The 20,037-nt window shown below is 63.8% G+C and carries 22 protein-coding genes; 16 read left to right on the top strand and 6 right to left on the bottom strand.

Annotated features, from left to right (window positions below; all coding sequences use genetic code 11):
- Positions 1 to 114: 114 nt before the first annotated feature.
- The 3 genes from SM755_RS09130 to SM755_RS09120 all read left to right on the top strand — a co-directional run bounded on the left by SM755_RS09130 (position 115) and on the right by SM755_RS09120 (position 3,171).
- Entirely contained in the window at positions 115 to 1,260 is a 1,146-nt protein-coding gene (locus SM755_RS09130) for an acyltransferase (RefSeq protein WP_323172381.1), read from the top strand.
- 126 nt (positions 1,261 to 1,386) lie between these two features.
- Positions 1,387 to 1,965, top strand: a complete 579-nt coding sequence (locus tag SM755_RS09125; protein WP_323172380.1) for an SCP2 sterol-binding domain-containing protein — start codon at positions 1,387 to 1,389, stop codon at positions 1,963 to 1,965.
- Positions 1,966 to 3,171, top strand: a complete 1,206-nt coding sequence (locus tag SM755_RS09120; protein ID WP_323172379.1) for an acyl-CoA dehydrogenase family protein — start codon at positions 1,966 to 1,968, stop codon at positions 3,169 to 3,171.
- Positions 3,172 to 3,299: 128 nt separating this feature from the next.
- On the opposite strand, the gene SM755_RS09115 is transcribed toward SM755_RS09120, so the two are convergent.
- Complete coding sequence (locus SM755_RS09115; RefSeq protein WP_006666080.1) at positions 3,300 to 3,557, bottom strand: PRC-barrel domain-containing protein; 258 nt, start codon at positions 3,555 to 3,557, stop codon at positions 3,300 to 3,302.
- Between the two features lie 233 nt (positions 3,558 to 3,790).
- On the opposite strand from SM755_RS09115, the gene SM755_RS09110 reads away from it, so the two are divergent.
- Complete coding sequence (locus SM755_RS09110; RefSeq protein ID WP_323172378.1) at positions 3,791 to 4,447, top strand: hypothetical protein; 657 nt, start codon at positions 3,791 to 3,793, stop codon at positions 4,445 to 4,447.
- 22 nt (positions 4,448 to 4,469) lie between these two features.
- Here SM755_RS09110 and SM755_RS09105 read toward each other — a convergent pair whose 3' ends face one another.
- The gene (locus SM755_RS09105; protein ID WP_323172377.1) at positions 4,470 to 5,198 is read right to left on the bottom strand and encodes an SCP2 sterol-binding domain-containing protein; all 729 of its coding nucleotides are present in this window, start codon (positions 5,196 to 5,198) and stop codon (positions 4,470 to 4,472) included.
- Between the two features lie 214 nt (positions 5,199 to 5,412).
- On the opposite strand from SM755_RS09105, the gene SM755_RS09100 reads away from it, so the two are divergent.
- The 10 genes from SM755_RS09100 to SM755_RS09055 all read left to right on the top strand — a co-directional run bounded on the left by SM755_RS09100 (position 5,413) and on the right by SM755_RS09055 (position 14,950).
- Positions 5,413 to 6,156, top strand: coding sequence for a sterol carrier protein (locus SM755_RS09100; RefSeq protein ID WP_323172376.1), 744 nt, complete (start codon positions 5,413 to 5,415; stop codon positions 6,154 to 6,156).
- A gap of 193 nt (positions 6,157 to 6,349) precedes the next feature.
- Entirely contained in the window at positions 6,350 to 7,408 is a 1,059-nt protein-coding gene (locus SM755_RS09095; protein WP_323172375.1) for a ribonucleotide-diphosphate reductase subunit beta, read from the top strand.
- Between the two features lies 1 nt (position 7,409).
- The gene (locus tag SM755_RS09090; protein ID WP_323172374.1) at positions 7,410 to 7,760 is read left to right on the top strand and encodes a hypothetical protein; all 351 of its coding nucleotides are present in this window, start codon (positions 7,410 to 7,412) and stop codon (positions 7,758 to 7,760) included.
- A 6-nt stretch (positions 7,761 to 7,766) separates the two neighbouring features.
- Entirely contained in the window at positions 7,767 to 8,072 is a 306-nt protein-coding gene (locus SM755_RS09085; RefSeq protein ID WP_323172373.1) for a 2Fe-2S iron-sulfur cluster-binding protein, read from the top strand.
- Between the two features lie 234 nt (positions 8,073 to 8,306).
- Entirely contained in the window at positions 8,307 to 9,860 is a 1,554-nt protein-coding gene (locus tag SM755_RS09080; protein WP_323172372.1) for an aldehyde dehydrogenase family protein, read from the top strand.
- Between the two features lie 118 nt (positions 9,861 to 9,978).
- Positions 9,979 to 11,046 (top strand): zinc-dependent alcohol dehydrogenase family protein, encoded by a 1,068-nt coding sequence (locus tag SM755_RS09075; RefSeq protein ID WP_323172371.1) that lies wholly within the window; start codon positions 9,979 to 9,981, stop codon positions 11,044 to 11,046.
- A 381-nt stretch (positions 11,047 to 11,427) separates the two neighbouring features.
- On the top strand, positions 11,428 to 12,360 hold the full coding sequence (locus SM755_RS09070; protein WP_323172370.1) for a substrate-binding domain-containing protein: 933 nt from the start codon (positions 11,428 to 11,430) through the stop codon (positions 12,358 to 12,360).
- A gap of 97 nt (positions 12,361 to 12,457) precedes the next feature.
- On the top strand, positions 12,458 to 13,207 hold the full coding sequence (locus SM755_RS09065; protein WP_006666090.1) for an ABC transporter permease: 750 nt from the start codon (positions 12,458 to 12,460) through the stop codon (positions 13,205 to 13,207).
- A 2-nt stretch (positions 13,208 to 13,209) separates the two neighbouring features.
- Positions 13,210 to 14,049 carry an amino acid ABC transporter ATP-binding protein gene (locus SM755_RS09060; protein WP_006666091.1) on the top strand — a complete coding sequence of 280 codons (840 nt, stop codon included), beginning with the start codon at positions 13,210 to 13,212 and terminating at the stop codon, positions 14,047 to 14,049.
- 52 nt (positions 14,050 to 14,101) lie between these two features.
- Positions 14,102 to 14,950 (top strand): TOBE domain-containing protein, encoded by an 849-nt coding sequence (locus tag SM755_RS09055; RefSeq protein WP_323172369.1) that lies wholly within the window; start codon positions 14,102 to 14,104, stop codon positions 14,948 to 14,950.
- 23 nt (positions 14,951 to 14,973) lie between these two features.
- Here SM755_RS09055 and SM755_RS09050 read toward each other — a convergent pair whose 3' ends face one another.
- Both SM755_RS09050 and SM755_RS09045 read right to left on the bottom strand, forming a co-directional pair.
- The gene (locus SM755_RS09050) at positions 14,974 to 15,654 is read right to left on the bottom strand and encodes a hypothetical protein (protein ID WP_323172368.1); all 681 of its coding nucleotides are present in this window, start codon (positions 15,652 to 15,654) and stop codon (positions 14,974 to 14,976) included.
- A 102-nt stretch (positions 15,655 to 15,756) separates the two neighbouring features.
- Positions 15,757 to 16,230: a DUF4442 domain-containing protein gene (locus tag SM755_RS09045; protein WP_323172367.1), complete on the bottom strand. Its 474-nt coding sequence runs from the start codon at positions 16,228 to 16,230 to the stop codon at positions 15,757 to 15,759.
- Positions 16,231 to 16,383: 153 nt separating this feature from the next.
- Between SM755_RS09045 and SM755_RS09040 the strand changes: the two genes are divergently transcribed.
- Both SM755_RS09040 and SM755_RS09035 read left to right on the top strand, forming a co-directional pair.
- The gene (locus SM755_RS09040; protein WP_323172366.1) at positions 16,384 to 17,103 is read left to right on the top strand and encodes an alpha/beta hydrolase; all 720 of its coding nucleotides are present in this window, start codon (positions 16,384 to 16,386) and stop codon (positions 17,101 to 17,103) included.
- A 172-nt stretch (positions 17,104 to 17,275) separates the two neighbouring features.
- Positions 17,276 to 18,235, top strand: coding sequence for a TIGR00269 family protein (locus SM755_RS09035; protein ID WP_323172365.1), 960 nt, complete (start codon positions 17,276 to 17,278; stop codon positions 18,233 to 18,235).
- 241 nt (positions 18,236 to 18,476) lie between these two features.
- On the opposite strand, the gene ftsZ is transcribed toward SM755_RS09035, so the two are convergent.
- The gene (gene ftsZ, locus SM755_RS09030) at positions 18,477 to 19,667 is read right to left on the bottom strand and encodes a cell division protein FtsZ (protein ID WP_006666097.1); all 1,191 of its coding nucleotides are present in this window, start codon (positions 19,665 to 19,667) and stop codon (positions 18,477 to 18,479) included.
- A 2-nt stretch (positions 19,668 to 19,669) separates the two neighbouring features.
- Entirely contained in the window at positions 19,670 to 19,849 is a 180-nt protein-coding gene (locus tag SM755_RS09025) for a ribbon-helix-helix domain-containing protein (RefSeq protein WP_006108317.1), read from the bottom strand.
- Positions 19,850 to 20,037: the final 188 nt, after the last annotated feature.

Here is a 20,037-nt window from a genome sequence, read left to right as displayed (position 1 = left end):
ATATCATATATCTTTAATATACACAGAATGATTCTATAGATGACAAAATTACAAGTCGACGAACCGTTTACCTGAGGCAAAAGGATCATAGGTAGAAATGTGGTTGGCCGGGTTATGGGCGAACGAATCTATAGTATCGATTCGATGCGGATAATTACGATGCTGTTCGTTGTCGCTATTCATACAGATCCATTCAGGAATATTACTATGTATGGAAATATGATAAATTTCGTGATCGACAGCTCGGCGCGATTCGCAGTCCCGTTTTTCTTCGTGACGTCGGGGTACTTTTTCGCCCGGAAGACGGCGAATCGCGATCCCGTCAGCTACTTCGTTAAACGAGCGACGACGATCGCTTCTATTTACGTCTTTGGACTGGCGCTTTCGATGCCCGTTTTTCTCGTGGGGTCCGGCGTTCGTGCTACCATCGAAAATCGCGCCGTCGCGACCAGCGTCGTCGGCAAACTGTTCGAGTTCACGTCGCCGGTGGCGTTGTTCTACTACGGCAATTCCGTGTCGGAGATCCTGTGGTTTCTGCCGGCGCTTCTGGTTTCGCTCGGATTGATCTGTCTGTTCGTGCTCGCGGACAAAACGTCGTACCTGTTGCCGATCTCGGTCACGTTCCACGTCGTCGGACTGCTCGGGGCGAGCTATACGATGTTCGTGGACGTGCCGTTCGAGATCAGGGATGCGTTGTTCTTCGGGTTCTTTTATACGAGTCTCGGGTATTACATCGCCTCGCGAGACTGGCAGCCGGCCCCCGAGCGGAGCAGGTGCTATCTCGGGGCGACTGTCCTCTTTAGTGTGCTCCACGTCGGCGAACGCTACGTCCTGGGGTACGTCGTGGGCGACGAGACGTTCGCACACGGCGTCTACACAGCCAGTTACTCGGTCGTCACCGTACTTGTCACGCTCTCGTTGTTCGCCTTTCTCCTCTCGCGGCCGTCCCTCGGGAAGTCGACCTCGTTGCCGTCGTGGGGAAAGTACGCCGTCGGCGTCTACGTCGTTCATCCCGCGGTGTTGTTCGCGCTGGAAACGGTCGGCGAACTGCTCGTCGCAAACGGGTACGAGATCGAATCGTCGCTGTGGTGGCACCTCGTGTTGACGCCGGCGACGTTCTTCGGGGCCCTGTTCGTCTACCTCCTCGCGACCAAACACGGGGTCGTCGAGGTCGGCGGGAGCCACCTGCCGGGGACGGACTGGCTTTGGAAGTACGATCTCCGACCCCCGTCCGGCGACAGTCGCTCCCGAAACAACTGACCGCTCGCCGACCGTCGCACGGACCGTTATAAATGTCCGCGCATTCCACGGATCACACTGTTCGTCGGGTGTTCCCTATTCACTACCAGCGGGACTCATCCGCGCGGTGAGCCCGAATCGATACCCATGACCGACACCGACCTGATTCAGGACATCGACGAATCGCTCGAGCAATCCGACGACGAACTCGAGGGCGACCTCCCGGAACTGCTCGGCCGGATGGAAGGCCAGACCGAGGATCTTGTCCGCGAGCACCCAGAGACGTTCGGCCGCGTGGTAGCGCGAATGGAGACGATGGACATCGCGTCGTTCGTCTCCGAGAACCCCGAAACTGCAGACCAGTTCCAGGAACTGCTCTGGGCCGGCATGAACGTCCTCGTCGAGAGTTCACCCGAGGTGAAAGAAAGCATCGACGACGACATCACCGTCACCTTCGAAGCCGACGACTGCCCGATGGCTGGCCACCTCGAGGTCGACGGGACCGAACAGACGATGACCGGCGGCGCGGGCACGCTCGACGACCCAATGCTCGAGATCACCGGCCCGGCGGACACGCTCGTCGGGCTCATCGTCGGCCGTGTCGATCCGATTCAGGGGTTCATGCAACAGCAGTACCAGATGGACGGCCCGGTCCACAAGGGCACCCGCCTCGCACCGATCATGAACTCGCTGTCCGACCAGGTTCCCGCATCCGCGGAGTCATAAATGCGCCTGACCGACGACCAGACGGCGTTTCGCGACGACCTCCGAACGTACCTCGAGACTGAAATCGAGCCGATCGTCGACGAGGCGGATCGTAACGGGCCGATGACCCGAGACGAACTCGTGGGCTACCTCGAGGATCTGGAAGAACTCGGGATCGGCTTTACACCGGATACGGTTCACCGATACTTCGGGGATGTCTGGCGGTTCGTCATCGCTTCGGAGGAAATCAGCCGCGTCTGGCCGAGTCTGAACGTCGCTCTGCAGATGTCGTTTCCGGCGCTGTTCGTCCGGTTTGCGGCCGACGAGACACGACAGGCGATGCTCCCGAAACTCGAAGAGAATCGGTGTATCGGCTGTCTTGCGGTGACCGAACCCGAAGGCGGCAGCGATACGGCCCACCCGAACACCGTCGCGCGCAAGGACGGCGAGGAGTTCGTGCTGAACGGCGAGAAAGTCTGGGTCGGAAACGCCCAGATCGCCGACGTCGCGCTTGTTATCGCTCGCGACGCCTCCGAGGACGTCCAGGACATGTTCCTGGTCGACCGGGCAAACGCCGACTTCGAGACCGAGGAGATGAACAAACTGGGCTGGAAGGGCGTCCCGAACGGCCGCATGGTCTTCGACGATGTCCGCATCCCGATCGAGAATCGGTTCTCGACGATCTTCGGCGACGCCATCGCCGACGGCCACGACATCTCCGAAATCGTCCCGTTCCCGGAGAGCGTCAGTCAACTCTTCTTCGAGCACAAGCCGTTGAACGTGATGTTCTCGTTCATGCGGACGGGAATGGCGTTCATGGCCGTCGGGATCATGCAGGCCGCGTTCGACGACGCGCTCGCCTACGCCCAGGATCGGGAGACGTTCGGCGACCCGATCGCGCAGCACCAGTTGGTACAGGAGAAACTCTATGACGTTCGGGCGGCGATCGAAGCCTCGAGAGGCATCTCGCGGCGTGCCGCCGAAGCGCTCGTCGATGGCGACTCCGACGCCCGACTGCTCTCGTCGCTCGCAAAGGGCTACGCCTGCGAGCAGTCGATCGAAGCGACGAGCGACGCGCTCCAGGTTCTCGGTGCCGCGGGGCTCGATCTCGAAAACCGGATGGAGCGGTACTACCGCGACGCCCGGGTGATGACGATCCCGGACGGAACGACCGAGATCCAGAAGCTCATCGTCGGCAAGGAACTGACCGGAATGAGCGCGTACTGATACTGCCGGACAAAACTATTCACACGTCGGTCGCATTCGAACGGTCGTCGCCACAAGCGACGATCCGTGAGACGCGATCGAGTGTTCACTGACTTTTGTCCGGCAGTATGATCGTCGTCAATCCCCCGTCACCGCCCGCGGTCGTCATCGGGGCGGACGACGATTTGGTCGCTCACTCGCTTGATCCGGCTGACGGGGATTCGCAGCCGGTCGTCGTCGGTGCGAGGCGTGATCGACGAGGGGGAGTGGTCGCCGGGATCGACGACGAGATCGCGGAGCGCGCCGGACTTGGGTTCGATCGTAATGGTGTGGAGCGTGCCGAACGCGGTGCCGTCGGTTCCGACGATGGTCTTTCCGCCGAGGTCCTGTGCGAATAGTTCGTCCATACCTTCTCGGGCCCACATCCCGATAGTAAACGATTGCGGTCGTGGGCCGGCACTCGCGGTTGTCCGACGGTCGAAGCCGTCCGGCAAGCTATCGAACCAGTGCGGGCGACCCGGTGTGAGAATCGCCGATCGACACGTTTTGGGCCGATCCGGAACCGGACTGCACCGTATAAACGACCCCGGATACGCGGAACAATACTGAGGCGCGGTACCGTCAAACACGATAGCAGGGTATGGCAGATGGAGACACCAGTGCCGGTCACGACGCCGGATCGAGTTCTAACGCCGATACGACCGCCCCGACCGCCTCGACCGACGCTGTGGAGCCGCCGTATCGCATTGTCCTGAACTCGATCGACGAGTGGCTCGCGTCCCTCGAGTTCAGCGTGCGGGAGATCGAGGCTGCCGTCGCGGGTGGTCTCGCGGGCGGATTTCAGGCGGCGCTGGTGCTCCAGCTGTACGATACTGATGCGATCAGACGGGTCGGCGGAGGCTTCGGCTCGCCGACGTTAGACGGCGGTTGGATCGCGATGTTCGCGCTGGGCGTGCTGTTCGCGCTTCCGTTTAGCCTGGTCGTCTCGCGGTCGATCGATTCGTTCGTCGGGACGGTGATGGCGCTCTCGAGCCGTAACGAGCCCCTGCGGCGGCTCCTCACGCCGCTTCTCAAGCGATCCGCACTCGCGACGACGACGTTCGCGCTCGGGAACGGATACGGGATCGTCGTGGGTGCGGTCGGTGTCCTGTTCCTCGTCCCGGGCTGGCTGCCGGCCGCGATGGGCGTCTCGACGCCGTTTTCGAACGCCACGGTCGCCGGCGTCGTCGGCGTCCTCGCGTGGGCGATTTACGGGGGGATGCTCGGGCTGGTGTACGGGTTGATTCTCGAGTCCTGAACGCGCGGAACGGGGACTCGGTTCAGAAGATGAATCGCGTGTCGACGTCGGCGGCAATCTCCGCGAGATCGACCGCCGCGTCGGAGTACTGCAGGATCTTCTGCATGTCGCCGTCGATCTCGAACTCGCCGGACATCAACATGTTGATGACGTCGCCCTCGCCGCGGACGAGGTCAGTCCAGGTGTCGTAGTCGCCGATGAGCCGAAAGCCGTGCTCTCGGTCGTCGAGGTCGAGCATCGTGTCCACCGATTCGCACTCGCCGTCGTAGAGTTCGAGATACGCGTAGATCGTGCCGTCGTCGGCCACGTTCTCCTCGAGTTGGGTTATCAGTTCGTCGAGGATGGTCGGCAGTTCCGTCCGGAGCGCCGGCCAGGTACGATCGGGAAGCCCCGCCATCGTCGTTTCCCGAACCTCGGCGGTAACGCGCTCCTCGATCGAACCGTTGCGGGACTCGATACGCTCGCGATCAGCTGCCGGCGCTTTCTCGAGAACCGCTTCGAATCGGTCGTCGGAGAGCGCGGAGAGGTCGTTCTCGACCGCCTCGACGAGTTCGGACGGGAGGTCGGCGACCGTCGTGGAGTCGAGCGGAACGGCCTCGATCTGGAAGACGAACGAGCCGTCGAAGTCGACGCCCCAGCCGGCCGAGTGGTCGGCGTAGGCGTCGTTTTCGTCGATCGCCGCGCGGTACTGCTCGAGCCACGGCTCCGTCGGGAAGTACTGTTCGATCGGTCGGCGTTGTTGCGTGCTCATCTGGGTTTCCGGGCCACGGTGGACCCGATCTAGAACTGTGCTCATTGTGAACTCTTGTTGTGATTTCTCCGGGGATGCGAGGGAGTTTATCACGGGCGGTGGCTGTAGACTTCGTTCGCTGCTCTCATCGCGAGGCCAGTGCCCGGGAGACCGGTATATACTCCCTCGGATTCGCGGACGAACGCTGAAGCGATCGACTGCAGTGCGTACACGCATGGTTGACTGGTTTCCGTCCGAAGAATGGCTCGAGAGTTACCGCAGGAACCTCGCCGAAAACGACGCCTACGCGGCGGCGAGCGAGGGATGGGGCGTCGACTTCGACGGCGACTTTTGCTTCGTCCTGACGCACCTTCCCCTCGAACAGACGACGCTCGGCGACCTTCCCGACGCGTTGACAGCCGAGCTATTCGACCGGATCGACGCGCTCTCCGCCGACGAGTTCGATCGGTTACGGGAGACGGCGACGCCGGCGTTCGACGAGCGATTCGCCGCCGTCGACGGAACGGGCGAGAGCGAGGGTGCGGATGAAGAGGAAAACGAACGAGTTCGATTCCGACGGGCGCTCTCGACCGTCGCGCTCGCCGACGTGCCGACCGTCGTCTGGCCGGCGCTCGAGACGCATATCCGGGGTGACCTCGAGTCACTGCTCGCACAACTGGAGGCGTACGTCGTCGACGGGTCGGCGGGGTCAACGGTGTACGCCCATCTCTCGCTCGAAGACGGTGACTGCGAGCGAGCGGAACTCGTCGCCGACCCGTCGGCCCGGGACCCGGGATTCGAACTCGAAGCCCCCTACGAGATCTGGACCGAACTCGTCGCGGGTGCCGACGTGATCGAGTCGGTGATGTCGAACGAGATGGAACTCGACGGGGACGTGACGCGAGTGCTTCACTACGGCGATGCGGCGGCGGCGATGGGCGATGTCGCCGGCGAGACCGACGCGCGATACCTGTTCTGAGCGGCTCTAAGCGGCGGGCCGTGGCGTATCGCGCCGTCGTGTGTCCCGCCCGGTCTCTTCGTGCGCATAGCCCTCACCGCACGAGTGACAGCCCTCGCCCAGTCGAGCGAGGCGGAAGAGCCGCAGACCGGCGACTTTAACTCCCGCGTATTCGAGCGGGTACGCTCATTGACAACTGCGGCGAAGCGTTCATGTGCCACAAGCTACCACACAGTCTGGATTCCAGGCCGAACGGATCGATACCTCGAGTAAGTGGTACGACCTCTTCCAGAAAGGGGTCGAACTCGGGACGTGGAACGTCGAAAAACTGTTCGACGAGGTCGGTTTCGAGGAGGACCGAGAGATCTGGTCGTCGCTCGAACCCGGCGAGCAAAAACAGATCCGATACCTGTTGTCGGGGTTTCTCGACGGCGAGTTCGCCGTCGGCGAAGACGCGAGTCACCATCTCCAGCGCATCGCGGGCGCGCCGTGTTTCGACGACAACGAGGAGATGGAGATGTACATGACGATGTTCACCCTGACCGAGCACAAGCACACGCAGTTCCTCGACGTGTACATGCACGAGGTGATGGGCGAACAGGACGTGTTCGCCGACCTTAACCCGAAGCGCGGCGGCGCTCGGATCCCGATCGTGCAGGCGACCGGCCTCGGCGAGATCTTCGATCGGCAGGGCCAACTCACGGCCAGGGCCGCCCACTCGAGGGACCCGGTCGACATCGCGAAGGCGCTGACGGTCTACCACATGATCGTCGAGGGACTGCTCGCTCGCGGCGGCTTCTACTCGATCAACAAACTCTCACAGAACGCGCCGCTGCCGCTTTTGAACCACGGGTTCAAGTTCATCAGCACCGACGAGGGCCGGCACATGACCCACGGCGTCGAAGCGCTCTCCGAACTGATCGCGAAAGAACGCGCCGGGGAACCCGAGTTCCAGGGTGTCAGCCAGGCGATCGTCGACGTGCTGTACGAGAACGTCCCGGCGGTCGCGGACTTCGGCTACATGTTCACGGACGCCGTCGACGATCCCCTCGAAATCAACTTTAACGACCTCCTGTTGCGGGTCGGCCACCTCATCGACGGCCAGTTCAACGAAGCGCTCGATCTCGACATGGACCACCGGACCGTCGTCGGCCGCGTCGCCGACCGCCACCAGGAGTGTCTCGAGAAAGACATCGACGACGCGGTCCGGACGTATCGGGACCTGTACCAGCGAAAGCGCGGCGTCGAAGCCGCGGCTGACGGAGGGCGATAACATGACGGACGACACGGACCCCACGAACGCGACTGATACGCCAGCCGCCACTGCGACCGACGCGGACGCCGACCCGACCGAACTCACCGAACTCGCGCGCGGAGCCGAGTTCACCGCCGCGGAGGAGGAGGTTGCTGAGGCGATCGAGGACGCCGCCGCCGAACTCGGCCAGAGCGCCGACGAGGTCCGCGAGAACGTCGCTTACATCATGGATTCGACGTTCGAGGACGAGGGCGTCAGCACCTCGTTCAACGAGAGTATCAGCGGCACCAGTCTCGAACACGACGAGGTGGGGACCGGCGATCCGCGCCTGGAGGCGCTGGAACTGTACAAGCTTCGCCAGCGGATCTAACCGGAGATGTACGAGATCACGTTTCATTTCGAGGACGGGACGGAGACGATCGAGGTCGCCCCCGACGAGTTCGTCCTCGATGCGGCCGAGCGGGCCGGCCTCGAACTGCCCCACTCCTGTCGGAACGGCATGTGCACCTCGTGTGCCGGCGAACTGCTCGCGGGCGACCTCGACGGCGACGGGACGGCGCTCACGCCGGGCCAGGAGGCCGACGGCTACGTGCTGCTGTGTTGTTCGTCCCCGCGAGCGGACTGCGAGATCCGGGTTGGTGAGCGCGTCCAGAACGAGTTGCTCGGTCTCGACGCGCTGTGAGCCGTCTTTTGCTTTCCGGGAGATCGGATCGGTGGGGTGCAGTGACACGGTCGACCGCCGTTTAAAGGTACCCGCGTTTCCGAGGGATCACGCTGACGAGCAGGAGCGACGATGGCTTGTCTATAGATGCATGTGATTCTCACACAGCCACCACGAACCGAACGCTGGGCAATCACCGCGCTCGAACCGGCACCGATCCGCGGCCGCCGCGCGCCGGAGGGCCGGTGATCGTCGATGCAGGAGCAGTTTTACGACCGGACGCGCTACGAGGTGAGCGACGCCGTCCGCGAGCGCCACCGGGCCGCGGCCGAGACGGTCGTCTCGCGCGAGCGGTACGGGCACCTGATCGACGGCGAGTGGATCGACGCCGCGGCGGGCGAGGACGGCGTCGCCATCGACGCGACGACGGGCGCTGAACTCGCGACCGTACAGAGCGGCACCCCCGAGGACGTAGACCGGGCCGTCGAGGCCGCACGGGCAGCCGTCGAAGGAAGCTGGGGACAGCTCACGCCCCGACAACGGGCCGACCGCCTCGGGGAGATCGCGGACCGGCTTGCAGACCGGACGACGGAAATCGCGAAACTCGACAGCCTCGAGACCGGGAAGCCGAACCTCCACGCGCTGTTCGTCGACTGCGAGGTGCTGATCGAACAGTTCCGCCACTTCGCGGCGCTCGCGCGCTCGACCGACGACGGGCGCGTCGTGCCGACCGGCGACGAAAAACGCGTCTTCACGCATCGGGAGCCATACGGCGTCGTCGGCGCGATCTCCGCGTGGAACTTCCCCGCGATGTTCGTCGCGTGGAAGCTCGGTCCGGCGCTTGCGGCCGGCAACGCGGTCGTCTTCAAGCCCTCCGAGCGAGCCACGCTTTCCTCGCTCGCGGTCGCGCGAATCTGCGACCGAGTGCTGCCGCCGGGGACCGTCAACGTCGTTACCGGCACCGGCGACGCGGTCGGGGCAGCGATGACCTCCCACGAGGGCATCGACAAACTGAGTCTGACCGGCTCGCGCGCGGCGGGCGTCGCAACCCTCGAGAACGCCGCACAGACGATCACGCCGACCTCGCTCGAACTCGGCGGCAAAAGCCCGAACATCGTCTTCCCCGACGCCGATCTCGAGCAGGCGATCGAGGGAACGCTCGTGAGTATCTTCTTCAACTCCGGTCAGCAGTGTACCGCCGGCTCGCGGCTGTACCTCCACGAAGACATCGCCGCCGAGTTCATCGAACGCCTTCGCGATGCCGTCGACGGCCTCACCGTCGGCGATCCGCTCGCCCCCGCGACGGACATCGGGCCGATGATCGACCACGCCCACCGGGAGCGCGTTCGCGATTTCGTCGAGACGGCCGTCGCCGAGGGCGCAACGATAGCCACCGGCGGGACCGACGGGGTCGAGGGTGAACTCGAGGGAGCGCCCTTCGTCCGGCCGACGGTGCTGACCGACGTCGGCGACGACGACCGCATCGGCTGCGAGGAGGTGTTCGGCCCCGTACTCTCCGTTTTCGAGTGGCGCGACCGCGAGAACGTCCGTCGCCGGGCGAACGACACGTCCTACGGCCTCGCTGCGGGCGTCTGGACCGAAGACCTCCGAACCGCCCACGAGTTCGCCGCCGAACTCGAGGCGGGGACGGTCTGGATCAACACCTACAACGACCTCTTCGATCCGGCACCCCACGGCGGCTACAAGGAAAGCGGGACGGGACGTGAACTCGCCGAAGAGGCGCTCGCGGAGTACTCGCAGGTGAAGACGGTGAAGGTGAATCTGGGCGGTGTTCCGAAGATGGGTTGACCGAGCGTAGCGGTCGGCGACCCGCCTCGGATGATGCGGTTACGATGCGTCGATAGCCCCGGCCATTACATAATGATCGATAATTAATTTTATGAGCACGGGCCTCGTGTGACCGGCTATGAAAGCAGTCGTGTTCCAGGGCGTGGACGAACCGCTCGCGGTTGAAAACGTCGATCGGCCGGAGTGCGAGGCGGACGGCGTCGTCGTCGAGACCGAGGCCTGCGGCATCTGTCGCAGCGACTGGCACGCCTGGCAGGGCGACTGGGACTGGATCGGACTGGTTCCGTCGCCGGGATTGATATTCGGCCACGAACCCGTCGGTCGCGTCGTCGAGGTCGGCGAGAACGTCGACCGCGTCAGTGAGGGCGACCGCGTGACGAATCCGTTCAACCTGAGCGACGGGACGTGTCCGCACTGTCGAGCGGGACGGGCGAACATCTGCGAGCGGTCCGTGCCGATGGGATTCGTCCCGTTCCAGCAGGGTGCCTTCGCCGAGGAGTACCCGGTTCGAAACGCCGATCAGAACCTCGTTCAGGTACCCGACGCGGTCGACCCCGCGGAAGTCGCGGGACTTGGCTGTCGGTTCGCCACCGCCTTCCACGGCGTCGTTCACCGCGTGGACGTCACCGCCGGCGACTGGGTTGCGGTCCACGGCTGCGGCGGCGTCGGACTCTCCGCGATCCACGTCGCGAGCGCGCTCGGCGCGAACGTGATCGCCGTCGACATCGCCGCCGACAAACTCGCCATGGCCGAGGAAGTCGGTGCCGTCGAGACCGTCGACGCGACGGCCGTCGACGACGTTCCGCAGGCCGTGAAAGCCTACACCGAGCGAAGTCGCGGCGTCGCCGTCTCGGTCGACGCGCTCGGCGTCGCGGAGACGGTTCAGAACTCGGTGAACTCGCTCGGGAAGGGCGGCCAGCACCTCCAGATCGGGATGACGACGTCTGACGAGGCCGGCGAAATCGCTGTGCCGATCGATACGATGGTCACCGACGAACGCGAGTTCTACGGCTCGTACGGTATGCCGCCGAACGAGTACGACGAAATCTTCCGGATGATGACGGCCGGGACGATCGATCCGGGAACGATCGTCACGGAAACCTGTTCGCTCGAGGACGTGCCCGACGTGATGGACCGCCTCGGCGAGTACGACACCCTGGGCATCCCGGTCTGTACCGAGTTCTAGATCGCGGACCGCCGGCGTACCGACGGACGAACGGCCGTCGAAGCGAGGCGATGGTGCGACCGAACCGCGAACCAACGCTGGTTGACCTGCTCCCGCGCCTAAAGACGCGGGAATCCCACCACGGGAATCAGACGGCGCGATATCTCCTACCGCCGTCCGTATGTGGCGATTCGAATCGGGAATATACTCACAACCACAGTTCCAGTCACGAACCTTCCCGCGTTCACGCTGCAGTGAACCGGCCGGCGATTACTGTCGGCAGACGGTCGATTTCAGAACGTCATACAGAGAGACGTTCGGTCGCCGGTCCGGAGAATTGTAACGGTTTCTGGTTACGATCTCCCCATAGCTATTTGCACACCGGATGATAACGATATATCGATGTCGATACAACGCCGAGCGTTCATCGCGACAGTCGGGGGTGGCCTCGCCGTCGGCAGTGCGGGCTGTCTCGGGAACGGTGGATCGGACGAAGGCGACGGTATGCCGGACGTGAGCGGCACGTCGCTCACACTTACCACGACAACCAGCACCGAAGATTCGGGACTGCTCACCGAACTCAACCCGCCGTTCGAGGAGCACTACGGGGTTACGGTCGAGGCGGTTCCACAGGGGACCGGAAACGCCATCGAGACGGCGCGCCGCGGCGATTCCGACGTGGTGATGGTCCATGCCCGCTCGCTCGAGGACGAGTTCATGGAGGACGGTTACGGCGTGAACCGGCGCGATCTGATGTTCAACGATTTCGTCGTCGTCGGGCCGTCCGACGATCCGGCCGAAATCAACGGCAGCGAGTCGGTCGTCGAGGCGTTCGAAGCGATCGCCGACACCGGTTCGACGTTCGTGTCCCGCGGCGATAATTCGGGGACGTACACGAAAGAACAGGAACTCTGGGGCGAAACGTCGCTCGGGGAGCCCTCGGGCGAGTGGTATCGCAGTATCGGATCCGGCATGGGTGATGCGTTGAACCAGGCGAACCTGGATGGGACCTATACGCTGTCGGACAGAGGGACCTTCCTCTCGATGCGCAGTGATCTCGATCTCGAGATTCACGTGCAGGGGCCGATCGAGGGCGGGCCGGAACTGCTCTCGAACCCGTACGGGATCGTCGCGGTCAATCCCGAGATCCACGACAACGTCGAGTACACGCTGGCGATGGCGTACATCGGCTACGTGACGAGCCCCGAGGCGCAGTCGATCATCGAGGAGTATACGGCAAACGGCGAGCAGTTGTTCTACCCCGATGCGTTAAGCGAGGACCCGAACTTCCAGCAGTACGTCCCCGAGGGGTGGCAAAGCGACGACGAGACGTAATCGACGTGGTGATAACGCGTGACCGAACAATGAGACGACAACCGAGGACGAATTCGGTGATCCGACCGTGAGTATTACCCGGACGAGCGCCGCATCGATGGCCGGCTGTAGCGACTGCCTCGTTCGACTGTCTCACTTCCACTTGGGGACGATCGCCCCGCTCCAGTCCGAGTTCCCCTTCGAGTGGATCTACATCAGGAGCATCATCGAGGTCTCGCTCTACGTCAGTCTCGTCGCCGTCGCCCTGAGTACCCTCCTGAGCATCCCCGTCGCGCTCGTGCTCGGCTTTACCGAGTTCCGCGGCAAGGGCTTTCTGCGGTCGGTCATCACGACCGGAATGGGCTTTCCGAGCGTCGTCGTGGGGCTTTCCGTCCTGTTTCTCGTCTCCAATCAGGGGCCGCTCGGCCCGCTCGATCTGATCTTCACGACCGAGGCGATGATCCTGTCCCAGCTGGTCCTCGCGACGCCGGTCATCATGGGCGTGAGTCTCGCCGCCGTCTCGAGCGTCGACCAGCAGGTCCGTGATGCGGCCTTCGCGATGGGCGGGACGCGCCTCGATGTCGCGCTCGTCACGATCAAAGAGGCCCGGTACGGTCTCGTCACCGCCGTCCTCGCCGGATTCGGCCGGGCGATCAGCGAGATCGGCAGCGTCCTCATCGTGGGCGGCAACATCGTCGGATCGGACGGCGAGTCCTACACGCGGACGCTTACGACGGCGATCCGCGTCGAGGCCCGGAACGGCCAGTTCGATACGGCGTTTCTCCTCGGCGCGATTCTCGTCGTCCTCGTCTTGCTCGTCAACGCGCTCGTGATCCGCCTCGGGGGCACCAACGGAGGATACCGATGACGATGGACGACCCTGCAACGGCCACAAAAGACGCGAGTTCAACTCGGCCGACGGATGCGCCACCGTCCACAACACCGACGCTCCGGGCCGTCGACATCCAGCACGGCTACGGCTCCGAAACCGTCCTCGAGAGTGTCTCGCTGTCGATCGACGCCGGCGAGGTCGTCGCGATCATCGGCCCGTCCGGCGTCGGCAAGACGACGCTCTTGCGTCTCCTTGCGCTGTTCGAGCAGCCCCGCGACGGGACACTGGAGTACGACGGGACCGACGTCTGGGAAATCACGACCCAACAGCGCCTCGCCTTCCGCCGGCGGATCGGCATGGTGTTCCAGGACGCCAGCCTCTTCGACGCGAGCGTGCGACGTAACGCCGAGTACGGCCTGCACGTCCGCCAGTCCTGGATCGACCGCCTTCGCCGCGAGTTCGCCGACCTCGTCGGGCTGCGCGACGGCACCGGCGAGGCGATCGAGGCGCTCGACGTGGTCGGCCTCTCGGACGAACTCGACCGGCACGCGAGTTCGCTCTCGGGTGGAGAGGCCCAGCGCGTCGCGTTTGCACGGGCGCTGGCGTTCGATCCCGACGTGCTCTTGCTCGACGAACCCACGTCGGATCTCGACCCGCGGAATACGGCGGTCATCGAGGATGCGGTCCGCGAGGCGAGCGAGCGCGGGATCGGCGTGGCGATCGCGACACACGACATGAACCAGGCCCGGCGCGTCGCCGACCGGGTTGCGGTGTTGCTCGGCGACGGGATCATCGAGGTCGGCGAGACGAAGACGATGTTCGAAGACCCGGAGGACCCACGGACGCGGAAGTTCATCGACGGGGAGTTGATTTACTGATGGCTCCGTATTGTCTTCGTATGCCACTCACTCCCGTGCGACGGAGGTCACCGTGACCGTCGAAAAGCGGTACCGAACCGAACTCGCCATCGACGACGTGACGATCGACCGCCGGGACGTCGAGATGCTCGAAGCCATCGACCGCCACGGCTCGATGCACGCCGCCGCCGACGTGCTCGGGCGCTCGTACGCCCGCCTCCAGCGTCGCATCGTCGAACTCGAGGACGCGGTCGGCGCGGTCACAGAGCGCCGCCGCGGCGGTGCGGACGGCGGCGGAACCGAACTCACGCCCGCGGCGGTCGATCTCCTCCAGCAGTTCGAACGCCACCAGACCGAACTCGACGGCGTCGCCCGCGTCACCGAATCCGTGTTTCCGGGAACCCTGGTCGACCGAACTGGTGAACTCGGGACGGTCGAGACGCCGATCGGTCGGATCGTCGCCCTCGTTCCCGACGACGCGACGACGGTCGAGGTCGGCGTCCGCTCGGACGCGGTCGTGCTGTCCGATCCATCGACAGTCGACGCGACAGCGACCGACGATCCGTCGGCGTCCGACGCATCGATAGCCGAGAGCGATGCCACAGACGGCGGCGACCCGCGGCGGACGAGCCTTCGAAACCAGTTTACGGGAACCGTCACGGCGATCGACGCCGCCGACGCCATCGCCAGAGTCACGCTCGATCTCGGCGACGAGGGCGACAAGGGCAACGAGGGCAACGAGGGCAACGAAGATGACGAGGGCGACGGCAGCAGTGATGGCGACAGCGGTGACGAGTTCGCCCTTCAAACGGTCATCACGCGGACAAGCCTGCAGCGACTCGAACTCGAACCCGGCGTGGCGGTGCGTGCGTCGTTCAAGGCGACGGCGGCGCGGGCGATTCCGGCGGCACAGAACCGGTAGTAACGGAACGCAGCCGCCCGTTCTCAGACGATGTCGCCGCGAACCGTTACGCCGTCCTGTTGCTCGCGCCAGGCGTGGAGGTCGTGGGCGGCCTCGGTCGCCTCCTCGTCGTCCAGTCCGAGCATCCCCAGGGCCGCCGAAAGCGTCGGCAGCGCGAGTTCGCTCTCGCGGAGTTTTCGGAAGGCCTCGTCGCTTTTCGTGCCCTCGGCCCAGAGGCAGACGCCGCGGGGGTCGAGCAGTTGCGTGTAGTCGCCACGGCGTTTCGCGCCGCGGAGGCGCTGGGTGACGTTGTCCTCGAAGGAGGCGTTGCAGACTTCGAGGTGGATCGGTTCGTCCTCGTCGCCGAGCAGGTGGGCGGCGAGACACCGTTCGGGAGCGGCGTGGCCGTTCGCGTTCGCTCGCAGGAGGTCGGGATGGTCGTCGGCCCAGTCGGCGCGGACGGATTTGCCGACGCCGGCGATGCCGTGGGAGTCGCGAAATCGGGCGTCCGGGTCGTCTCCGGCGTCGCTGGCGGCCGCGCTGCCGTCGCGCAACAGGATATCCTTCGTCAGGTAGACATCGAGGCGCTCGACCGGGTCGAGACCGAGCGCGACATCGCCGAAGGCCCAGACTTCGCGGACGGGCACCGGCAACTGCTCGCGTTCGACGGTGTCGACGAGTTCTTCGAGCCGGGCGACCGCGTCGGCGCGGTCAAATCCACTCATTGTGGGTGAGTGGGGTCTCGAGTCGCAAAACGGTTTCTCGTTTTCAGTGTCGGTTTCAGTTTCGATGTCGCTCCCATTCCCGCGCCTGCTCCCAACGGCGCTTCAAACCCGCTTCGACCGATCGGTCGTCACGTACACCGTCTTCCGAACCGTCGCGTGCACCGTCCCGTCCGCGTCGACGAGGTTGACGGTGTAGTGGCGATCGATCGAGTCCGTCTCCGAATCCGCGAGTTCAGCGCGGACCGCGGCCAGTTCCTCGTCGCTGATCGTAAACCGCGCGTACAGCGTCTCCTGTCCCGGCTTCTTGAATCGAATGTCGGCCTCTTTGTCCCAGACGGTGAACTCGTCACCGAGATTTTTGAGGAGCATCATCATGTAGAACGGGTCGATCGCGGCGTACATGCTGCCGCCGAAGGTCGTCCCGACGTAGTTTCGCGTCCGCCAGGTGTGCGGGAGCTTGATCCGAACCTCCTGCCAGTCGGGCGCGATGTACGTGACACGGCCGCCGGTGCGGCGGTAGGCCGGAAAGAGATTGAACCCGATCCGGTAGAGTCGTGCGCGAAGCGAGTCGAACATACGCCCCCTCGGTCGAGTACCCTCAAAGCCGTTGGTAAACCCCGTGTTCGTGTCCGCGCGTTGTCGCTGCCTCCACCCGTCGACACCGTTGGACACCGGCGCGAATCGTGTCATGAGAGCAGGTTTTTATCCGATCATATCGAATGCCAAGATATGCGACACCGCGTCTTCAACGACGACGGCGACACTGAACTCGTGTTCGTCATGGGCTGGGGCAACCGCTGGACCCACGAGAACGTCAGTTGGCTCATCGGGAAGCTGACCGACGCCGGCTATCGAGTTCACGCGTTCGAACTCCCGACGAACATCGAGGATTTCAAAGCGGACTGGCTCGAGCCGATCGCGGAGTACGTCCTCGAGTTCGAGGAGTACCAGCTGTTGGCCCACAGTTCGGGTGCGCTCGTCGCCCAGGCGTTAGACGGCGCGGACGACCACGTCTACCTGAGTCCGTGGTGGGGCTACGGCGCGGACTATCCCGACGCCCTTCTCGATCTGGTCTCGAAAGTCCCGACGACGCTCCCCTGTCTGCCCGTCGGCGACATGGACCGCGATACCCTCGGCGAGCGGGCAACCGACCACCAGCTCGCGACGACCCCGCAGTGGGTCTCGCCCGCGTTCGTCCGCGAGACGCGCCACGCCCAGCAGGACCTGCTCACGATCGACCACGACGCGGTCGTCTTCTGCTCGCTTCGAGACCCGGTTATCAGCCTCCGCCCGATCGGCGAGCGCGTCCCCGCGGAACACGTCGTCCTCTACGACGGCGGCCACGAACTCTTTTCCTCGGCGACGCGGGAGCGCTACATTGACCTTCTGCTCGACGCCCTCGAAGACGGGGCTGCAGCTATCGAAGCGCGGTCGATCGTGCCGGCCTGAGGCGGTTTCCGCACTGTTCGCTGCTCGAAGGCGGTTTCCCGACGAGCGCGATCGAGGCGACGAAAGGCCGCAATTGTGGAGACAAACGACCGGCCGCGACCGAGGCGACGAAAGACCGGCCACAACCACGGAGACGAAACCGACATACGCGTTCGACCGCAACCTCTCCGCGATGGACTGCAATCGGTGTGACCAGGAGGCGGTCATGCACGCCGCCTACTCCGGCTCTCACCTCTGTGCCGATCACTTCCGCGAATCCGTCGCCAAACGAGTTCGCCGTCGCATCCGACGCGACGATCTCGTCCCCCAGGACGCAACCCCCGAAAACCCCCAAACCTGGGTCATCGGCCTCTCCGGCGGCAAAGACAGCGTCGTCCTCACACAGCTCCTCCACGACACGTTCGACGACGACCCGCGCATCGAACTCGTCGGCCTGACGATTCACGAAGGCATCGAGGGCTACCGCGACAAGAGCGTCGACGCCTGCGTCGAACTCACCGACGACCTCGGCATTCACCACGAACTCGTCTCCTACGCGGAGGAATTCGGCGTCCGGATGGACGATGTCGTCGAAGACGACCCCGAGAACATGGCCGCCTGCGCCTACTGCGGCGTCTTCCGCCGGGACCTCCTCTCGACGTACGCCGATGAACTCGAGGCCGACCTGCTGTTGACGGGGCACAACTTGGACGACGAGGCCCAGACGGCGTTGATGAACTTCCTCGAAGGCGACGTCGAACAGATCGCCAAACACTTCGATGCGAGTCTCGGTCCGCTCTCGAAACGCGAGGACCAGAGCGAGTTCGTGCCGCGAGCCAAACCGCTTCGTGACGTTCCCGAGAAAGAGGTCGCCCTCTACGCCCATCTCGAGGATCTCCCGGCACACATCACGGAGTGTCCGCACGCGAGCGAAGCCTACCGCGGCGAGATTCAGCAGTTACTGTACGAGCTAGAGGAGAACCATCCCGGGACGCGCCATTCGATCATCTCGGGCTACGAGGAGGTCGCGGAGATTGCGGCGGACGAGTTCAGCGGCGACGATGGTGCAGACCTTCAGGAGTGTGTCGAGTGTGGGTCGACGACGACGCGTGAGGTCTGTCGGAAGTGTTCGTTGCTCGAGGCGCTCGTCTGAGACGGTCTACTGTACCGATTTCCCGGCACACTCGGCGTACATGGAGGACGGTCGTAGGTGCGCCGGGGCTGACGGCAGTCCGTGTGAGCGAATCGGCGTACCGGTGTCGTCGCTGCGTGTACGTTTCACTCGCGTCGCTGTATGCAATGTGTACGACAGGTGCTGCCGCGTCATACATGGTCGACGCTCACGGATGTATTTAAAACCGAAACTGCACTCGATCGCCTGAAAAGCGACGAGCTTACCGGATAACGTCGACGCCGTTCTGTTTCTCGAGTTCACTCCGGCCGCCGTCGCTCTGCGCGCCGAATCCCTGTTTGCGTCCGGATTCGACGTTGTTACTCGCGTCGAAGTCGGCATCGTTGAGCCCTTCGATGCTGGCGCGGGACTTGTCGGCCTGCTTTTGCGTCGTCGGACCGAGGACCTGGGCGCTCTGGACGCCGGTCATGATCGCCATGACGCGGACCTTGCCCTTGTAGTTCTCCTGAATGCGGGCACCCCAGATGACGTTCGCGGAGGCTTCGAGGCGTTCCGTGATGTTGTCTGCGATCCCTTCTGCCTCTTTGAGTGTGAGGTCTGGACCACCTGTGATGTGGACGAGTCCACCGGATGCACCGCGGTAGTCGACGTCCAGCAGCGGGTGGTTCATCGCGTCCTTGACGACCTCGTCGGTCTTGTTCTTGTCCTGGGTTTCGCCGACGAGCATGACGGCGACGCCACCCTGGTTCATGATCGTGGACATGTCCGCGTAGTCCAGGTTGATCAGGGACGGCTGTGTGATCGTCTCCGAGATACCCTTGACGGTCTCGGCGATGATCTGGTCCATTACGGAGAACGCCTTGCCGATCGGCAGGTTCGGGACGTAATCGAGCAGCCGGTTGTTGTCCAGCACGATGATGGAGTCGGCCTGCTCGCGGAGTTTCTCGAGACCTTCCTCGGCTTTGACCGTGCGGGCGCGCTCGACGTTAAATGGCGTCGAAACCATGCCGACGACGATCGCACCCTGCTCTTTGGCGATCTTCGAGACGACGGGGGCGGCACCCGTGCCGGTGCCACCGCCCATCCCCGCGGTCACGAAGACGAGGTCTGCGTCGCCGAGAACTTCCTTGATCGTGCTCTGGGCCATCTCGGTCGCCCGTTCGCCCATCGACGGATCGCCACCGGCACCGAGCCCGTTCGTGAGCGACTTGCCGACGAGGATCTTCGTGTCGGCCTCGATCATCTTCAGGTGCTGTTTGTCCGTGTTGATCGCAACCGTGTCGGCACCGTCGACACCGATGTTATACAGCCGATTGATGGTGTTGTTCCCCGCACCACCGCAGCCGACGATGACGATCCGGGGCTCGCCGAACTCGTCTTCGTCCATCGATGCGTCCATCTCACGGGCTTCCTGTTCCGCGTTGTCGAGGGCGTCCTGAACAATATCCTGCATCGTTACACCTTGGCCCAGTTGTGTTTACCGGCCTGTTCGCCGTGGCCGTCGTACTGTTCGTTGATCATTTCCCGGACCGCCGACCGGATCGCCTCGCTCCGGTTTGGGAACTCGCCCGAGTCGACCAACTGCTCTACTTCGTCGATCTGCTGTTTCGGGATACGCAGTGTCACACGCTCCATTGTTGTATTCCCCGTTGGGTAAGACGGTGGCGCGCCCCTGTCAGACACGACGTGTCTTACACCGGAGACGCCCGACATCGGGCGGTTTCCGCCGTTTTGTGTCCGGTGTAAGACGACCGTCTTACGCGAATAAACGGAATACTGTCTTGCATAATAAAAGTACCGACGAGCCGGACGATCACTGTCTT

This window comes from Natrialba sp. PRR66 (assembly GCF_034808065.1).
In the GTDB taxonomy this organism is placed as follows: domain Archaea; phylum Halobacteriota; class Halobacteria; order Halobacteriales; family Natrialbaceae; genus Natrialba; species Natrialba aegyptia.
The sequence above is the reverse complement of the archived record's forward strand: the minus strand, read 5'-3'. Positions and strand labels throughout refer to the sequence as shown.

What these genes read in the sequence shown, in the direction of transcription:
- SM755_RS09040 (WP_323172366.1), top strand. Translation starts at nt 16,384, where the DNA reads ATGCGACACCGCGTCTTCAACGACGACGGCGACACTGAACTCGTGTTC.
- SM755_RS09100 (WP_323172376.1), top strand. Translation starts at nt 5,413, where the DNA reads ATGGTTGACTGGTTTCCGTCCGAAGAATGGCTCGAGAGTTACCGCAGG.
- SM755_RS09130 (WP_323172381.1), top strand. Translation starts at nt 115, where the DNA reads ATGGGCGAACGAATCTATAGTATCGATTCGATGCGGATAATTACGATG.
- SM755_RS09060 (WP_006666091.1), top strand. Translation starts at nt 13,210, where the DNA reads ATGGACGACCCTGCAACGGCCACAAAAGACGCGAGTTCAACTCGGCCG.
- SM755_RS09085 (WP_323172373.1), top strand. Translation starts at nt 7,767, where the DNA reads ATGTACGAGATCACGTTTCATTTCGAGGACGGGACGGAGACGATCGAG.
- SM755_RS09090 (WP_323172374.1), top strand. Translation starts at nt 7,410, where the DNA reads ATGACGGACGACACGGACCCCACGAACGCGACTGATACGCCAGCCGCC.
- SM755_RS09070 (WP_323172370.1), top strand. Translation starts at nt 11,428, where the DNA reads ATGTCGATACAACGCCGAGCGTTCATCGCGACAGTCGGGGGTGGCCTC.
- SM755_RS09035 (WP_323172365.1), top strand. Translation starts at nt 17,276, where the DNA reads ATGGACTGCAATCGGTGTGACCAGGAGGCGGTCATGCACGCCGCCTAC.
- SM755_RS09105 (WP_323172377.1), bottom strand. Translation starts at nt 5,198, where the DNA reads ATGAGCACGCAACAACGCCGACCGATCGAACAGTACTTCCCGACGGAG.
- SM755_RS09065 (WP_006666090.1), top strand. Translation starts at nt 12,458, where the DNA reads ATGGCCGGCTGTAGCGACTGCCTCGTTCGACTGTCTCACTTCCACTTG.
- SM755_RS09115 (WP_006666080.1), bottom strand. Translation starts at nt 3,557, where the DNA reads ATGGACGAACTATTCGCACAGGACCTCGGCGGAAAGACCATCGTCGGA.
- SM755_RS09075 (WP_323172371.1), top strand. Translation starts at nt 9,979, where the DNA reads ATGAAAGCAGTCGTGTTCCAGGGCGTGGACGAACCGCTCGCGGTTGAA.
- SM755_RS09080 (WP_323172372.1), top strand. Translation starts at nt 8,307, where the DNA reads ATGCAGGAGCAGTTTTACGACCGGACGCGCTACGAGGTGAGCGACGCC.
- SM755_RS09125 (WP_323172380.1), top strand. Translation starts at nt 1,387, where the DNA reads ATGACCGACACCGACCTGATTCAGGACATCGACGAATCGCTCGAGCAA.
- ftsZ (WP_006666097.1), bottom strand. Translation starts at nt 19,667, where the DNA reads ATGCAGGATATTGTTCAGGACGCCCTCGACAACGCGGAACAGGAAGCC.
- SM755_RS09025 (WP_006108317.1), bottom strand. Translation starts at nt 19,849, where the DNA reads ATGGAGCGTGTGACACTGCGTATCCCGAAACAGCAGATCGACGAAGTA.
- SM755_RS09050 (WP_323172368.1), bottom strand. Translation starts at nt 15,654, where the DNA reads ATGAGTGGATTTGACCGCGCCGACGCGGTCGCCCGGCTCGAAGAACTC.
- SM755_RS09110 (WP_323172378.1), top strand. Translation starts at nt 3,791, where the DNA reads ATGGCAGATGGAGACACCAGTGCCGGTCACGACGCCGGATCGAGTTCT.
- SM755_RS09045 (WP_323172367.1), bottom strand. Translation starts at nt 16,230, where the DNA reads ATGTTCGACTCGCTTCGCGCACGACTCTACCGGATCGGGTTCAATCTC.
- SM755_RS09120 (WP_323172379.1), top strand. Translation starts at nt 1,966, where the DNA reads ATGCGCCTGACCGACGACCAGACGGCGTTTCGCGACGACCTCCGAACG.